This window comes from Thiomonas sp. (genome assembly GCF_054608695.1).
Genome location: NZ_JBTRXV010000176.1, coordinates 1 through 3,898, shown reverse-complemented (window position 1 = coordinate 3,898; position 3,898 = coordinate 1). Strand labels below are relative to the sequence as shown.

Below are 3,898 nucleotides of genomic sequence, written 5' to 3'. Positions count from 1 at the left end.
CCTAGATCATGAAACTGCGTGGAATCCATCCCCCAACGCTGGGTTCGCGCAACCCTCACCAAGTGCCGTGCACGCCCCAATACAGGATGAAGACCGCCACCAGCGTGGACACTGCCCAGGCCCAAGGAGGCATCATGAACCACAGCCGTTCAGCCATGCCGCTCGGGGAGGCGTTGCCAGGCTCGCCACGCACGGCGTTTTCGAATCGGCTGAAAAAATCCTCGATCAGCCCCCGGACGCGGAGCGGAGAGGAGAGGAGAGGAGAGGAGAGGAGAGGAGAGAGCCTAGCTGGCGCCGCCGACGAACTCATAATTAGCCATTGTGGGGGGGCATCGCAGACTCTCGCCGCCGCATAGAACGCTGGTCATCGATTCACCGCCCACACTACCTGCATCCCGGTGAGCCTGACCCAAGCCTTGGTGCTGGCTTCCTGAATCCCCGGCGCTGAGCTGCCCGGCGGCGCCCACCAGGCGTTGGACATTGCCAAAATGACGCCCGGTTTCTGCCACATGGCTTCCAGCCATGTCCAGGGCTGCACCTGCTCCACGCATAGCGCGGCCCAGACGCGATTTCCATCTAGATTAAAGGTGCGCTGTACCCATGCCGGTCGCAGTGTGTCCTTCTTCCAGGGCTGCCAGTCGCCGCCCAGCAGTAGCCCGGCCGCCTTGGCCAACGGCATTGGGATGGTCCATCTATGGGTGACGGTGATGACAGCATCGCTTCTCCCGACTTGAGCCCCGACCAGCCAGATCTGCCCGGCTGGCACGGCCTGGGCAAATTGCTGGCGTGTACCAGGCAGCCAATTCTCCAGAACGGCCTCCGGGAAAATCACAACACTGGCGCCTTTTCCCTGGGCCAGCCCAGCGTCCACGATGGACTGGTTGTTCTGGATGGCGCGGAGGATGTTTCCCTTGCTGGGGATGACATGGGTCTGGACGCCAACCCAGCCCGGCGGCGTAGACGCCGGCGACGCGAGCAGGTTCGCGCCGATTGCCACGATCACCGCGAACAGCAACATCGACCAGGATGCGTCGGCGAACAGGCCGGGGCGCCCTTGGCCAGCCAGCACAGACAGCGCTGAGTGCATGGCGAGCATGGAGCCGACGGCCAGCGCGAGGCCTATCCAGCCCATGCCAGGAAACAGCATGCCGGCGGCATTGAGGGGCGAGAGCCAGCCGACAACGCCCAGCGGCGGCAACGCCGTGGCGGCCAACGCAAAGAGCAGGCCGGGCCAGTGGGCTGCCAGTGCCCACGGCATGGCCAGAGCCAAGCTGCATGCGGACCATGCCAACAGCCCAACCCCTGCGTGTCCAGCTCCCCAGTAGCCGACAACTGCACCGACGATCGGCCAGCAGCCGGTGGCGTAATAGCCCAGAGCGGCCGCGAGGCGCTCGACGGGGTTGCGCCCGGTGGCGACTGCTGCCACAACGAGGATGGAGAGCAGCGGCCCTATTGGATCCGCGCCACCAATGATCCACGCCAGGCCCGGAATGGCGCCAAGGGCGGTGAGCAGTAGCCTGCGCAGCGTTCCAGTTTGGGCAGTTGCACGCTGCCCACCGGCATGGGCACTCATGGCCGCTTGTGTTCAGCGCGACGCGCCGCCCTCGTTTGCTGCGCGCGCAGGTCGTTCAGTTGCTGAGCTTGTGCCGCATTGCTCGCAGCCAGATCGGCAATCTGGCGGGAGTCCTGGATGTACATCTGAGTCCAGAATGCGACGACGGCAAGGCCGACGACAATCGATATAGCGACCCACCCCCATTTGAAGGTCTTGCGCACCCCCTCCTTGAAGGAATCCACAACGTCATAGTGTTGGTGGATTACCGGGGGTGGAACCTGTAGGAACGGCCCCAGGGCCGCGGCCAGTTCTTCGGGATTGATCTGCAGAGCGGGGGCGTTGGCAGGCTGCGTCGATGTCCGTTCAAAGAAGGCGTTCAGAGCATCCTGCAAACTCCTGATCGCTTCACCCATATCGTTACGGACGTCCTCGAGAGCGGTGTCGACATCCTGCAGTCTGCCCCGCAGCAGCGCCAACACATCGGCACGGCCGATGCCGCGGACCCAGTCCCAGGCCAGCCAGACTACCTGTACGGCGTTGGACTCATCGTCAATCACACAGCCGCTCCTGGTCGCGGCACCCAGCAATGCGTGGATTTCCTTCCATTCGGGCTCGGTGGGAACGCGCCCCAACACGTCGATGAAAATCTGCTCGGAGTTGCTGTAGGCCATTTCAGCACCCGAGCTCTTCGATCTTGGCCATGGCCGCGCCGGCGCGCTTCAACCAGGATTCCAGCGCCAGGCGGTAGCCGAACTGCAGACCACGGCCGTCGATCCCGTCTTTCAGAACCTCATGGAAGGGCCGACGGCCGATCATCACCGCCAGCTGATCGTTGAGTTCCGGCAGCTCAGTTTCAATCCAGGCGCCCTCATCGATGAGTTGCTGCTGCAGTTCGTCGGCCGACCAAAGGGCGAATTTGTCCGACTGACCGAAAAACAGGTTCTTGACGATCAGTCCGGCCTCGTACCGGGCGGGCATGTTGCGCAGGCGGTAGTTCAGCGCCCGGATGCTTTCCTGGGTGCGGCTGAGCAGCCAGACCGGAATCGCGTTCGCCTCGCGCAGCACCTCGTTGACGATGTGGATCGAGCCGTCGAAGGCACGGGTGCCGATCTGGGCCGGCATGTTGACGATGATGCGGTAATCGACCTTCTCGGCGGCCGCAGTGAGGGTCGCCACCCGCGTGCCGAAGTCGATCCAGCCGTTCTCGTTCGACAGATCGAGCATGGCCGTCCCCATGATGCCGTTGCCGCTTTTCAAACCACCGTCGCCACACACGTCCGGGTTGGACAGATCGGCGTCATAGACGACGATCCGCGGGCGCTCAGCTTCGGGCTGCGTCAGGTAATGGTGGACCAGCGCACGCGCAGCCAAGCTCTTGCCGACCCCGCCTTTGTCGCCGTCGATGATGAAAGTCTTGAGCATGCTGTTCTCCTTCAGGTGTTGTGTTCGCCGATGAACTTGCGTTTGGCCTCGGGCGGCCCTTCGATTTCCTTGCGCAGCCGATAGTCCTCGTCCGACTCATCCGCGCGCTTGTCCGACCCATCGGCCCATGGCGGCAGATCCGAACTTGTTGCCGTCCGACGCGGGGCATCAGAGATGGATGTCGCTTGGCGCCCTTTGGCAGGTTCCTTCGCCGGGGGCGTGCCCTTGTTCTTGTTCGGCGCAGGCTTGGGTTGTTCAGTCGCTCGGCCCTGCAGCTTCTCCAGCAGCTTCTGCATGGCGAAGTGCAAGTCGGCGCGGGGGATGTTGGGCAGTGATTCGGCCAGCGCGTTTTCCAGGCTGCGGGCCGAAATGCCTGACGCGATGGCATTGCGGATGCCGGCTTCACGCGCGGCAACGGCGCGCGTTGCGAACGAGCGCGAAGACTCCGCCTCCTGTGCAGCCCGGGCGTTGCGCGTGGCGCGGTGCAGAAGCTCGTCGAAGCGCGCCATCCCTTCGAGAGCAGCGTCCCGATCAAACTCTTGCGCCTTGTCGGGCTTGTCTTGTCCTTCCATGAAACCTCCGAGCGGATCCGGATCGGCATCGATCCCATACGTGAATTGCGGCGGAGGTTGCAGGAGGTGCGACAAGGGAACCGCGGAGAACCCCTGCACGGCGCGGATGCAGAACCGTTCGTCGGCGATGCATCGTCGATCGGAACGAGGTTCCCCGCGATCAGCGCGTGGTGGTGTCGGGTGTCGGGCGGAGCCTGACCAGGATGTTGTCGTGCAGGGACCGTGCGCCAGCAGGATCGCTGTACGGACAACTCTTATCCTGCACGGGTTTGACCGCGCGCTCGACGAACGATCACTGATCGAACGTGGTTGAGCGACGATCAAACACCGATCAAAAACGATCAGCGCG

Annotated in this window: 5 protein-coding genes; 1 reads left to right on the top strand and 4 read right to left on the bottom strand. The window is 63.5% G+C overall.

What is annotated here, in order from left to right; translation table 11 throughout:
- Window positions 1-364: 364 nt before the first annotated feature.
- Window positions 365-1,270 (bottom strand): carbon-nitrogen hydrolase family protein, encoded by a 906-nt coding sequence (locus ACYCUK_RS23780; protein ID WP_461597058.1) that lies wholly within the window; start codon window positions 1,268-1,270, stop codon window positions 365-367.
- Window positions 1,271-1,306: 36 nt separating this feature from the next.
- Between ACYCUK_RS23780 and ACYCUK_RS23775 the strand changes: the two genes are divergently transcribed.
- Window positions 1,307-1,516 carry a hypothetical protein gene (locus tag ACYCUK_RS23775; RefSeq protein WP_461597057.1) on the top strand — a complete coding sequence of 70 codons (210 nt, stop codon included), beginning with the start codon at window positions 1,307-1,309 and terminating at the stop codon, window positions 1,514-1,516.
- Between the two features lie 53 nt (window positions 1,517-1,569).
- Here ACYCUK_RS23775 and ACYCUK_RS23770 read toward each other — a convergent pair whose 3' ends face one another.
- The 3 genes from ACYCUK_RS23770 to ACYCUK_RS23760 are packed head-to-tail and all read right to left on the bottom strand — an operon-like array spanning window position 1,570 to window position 3,549.
- Entirely contained in the window at window positions 1,570-2,226 is a 657-nt protein-coding gene (locus tag ACYCUK_RS23770) for a hypothetical protein (protein WP_461597056.1), read from the bottom strand.
- Window position 2,227: 1 nt separating this feature from the next.
- Complete coding sequence (locus ACYCUK_RS23765) at window positions 2,228-2,977, bottom strand: hypothetical protein (RefSeq protein WP_461597055.1); 750 nt, start codon at window positions 2,975-2,977, stop codon at window positions 2,228-2,230.
- Window positions 2,978-2,988: 11 nt separating this feature from the next.
- A complete protein-coding gene (locus ACYCUK_RS23760; RefSeq protein WP_461597054.1) occupies window positions 2,989-3,549 on the bottom strand; it encodes a hypothetical protein in 561 nt (186 codons plus the stop codon).
- Between the last annotated feature and the right edge of the window lie 349 nt (window positions 3,550-3,898).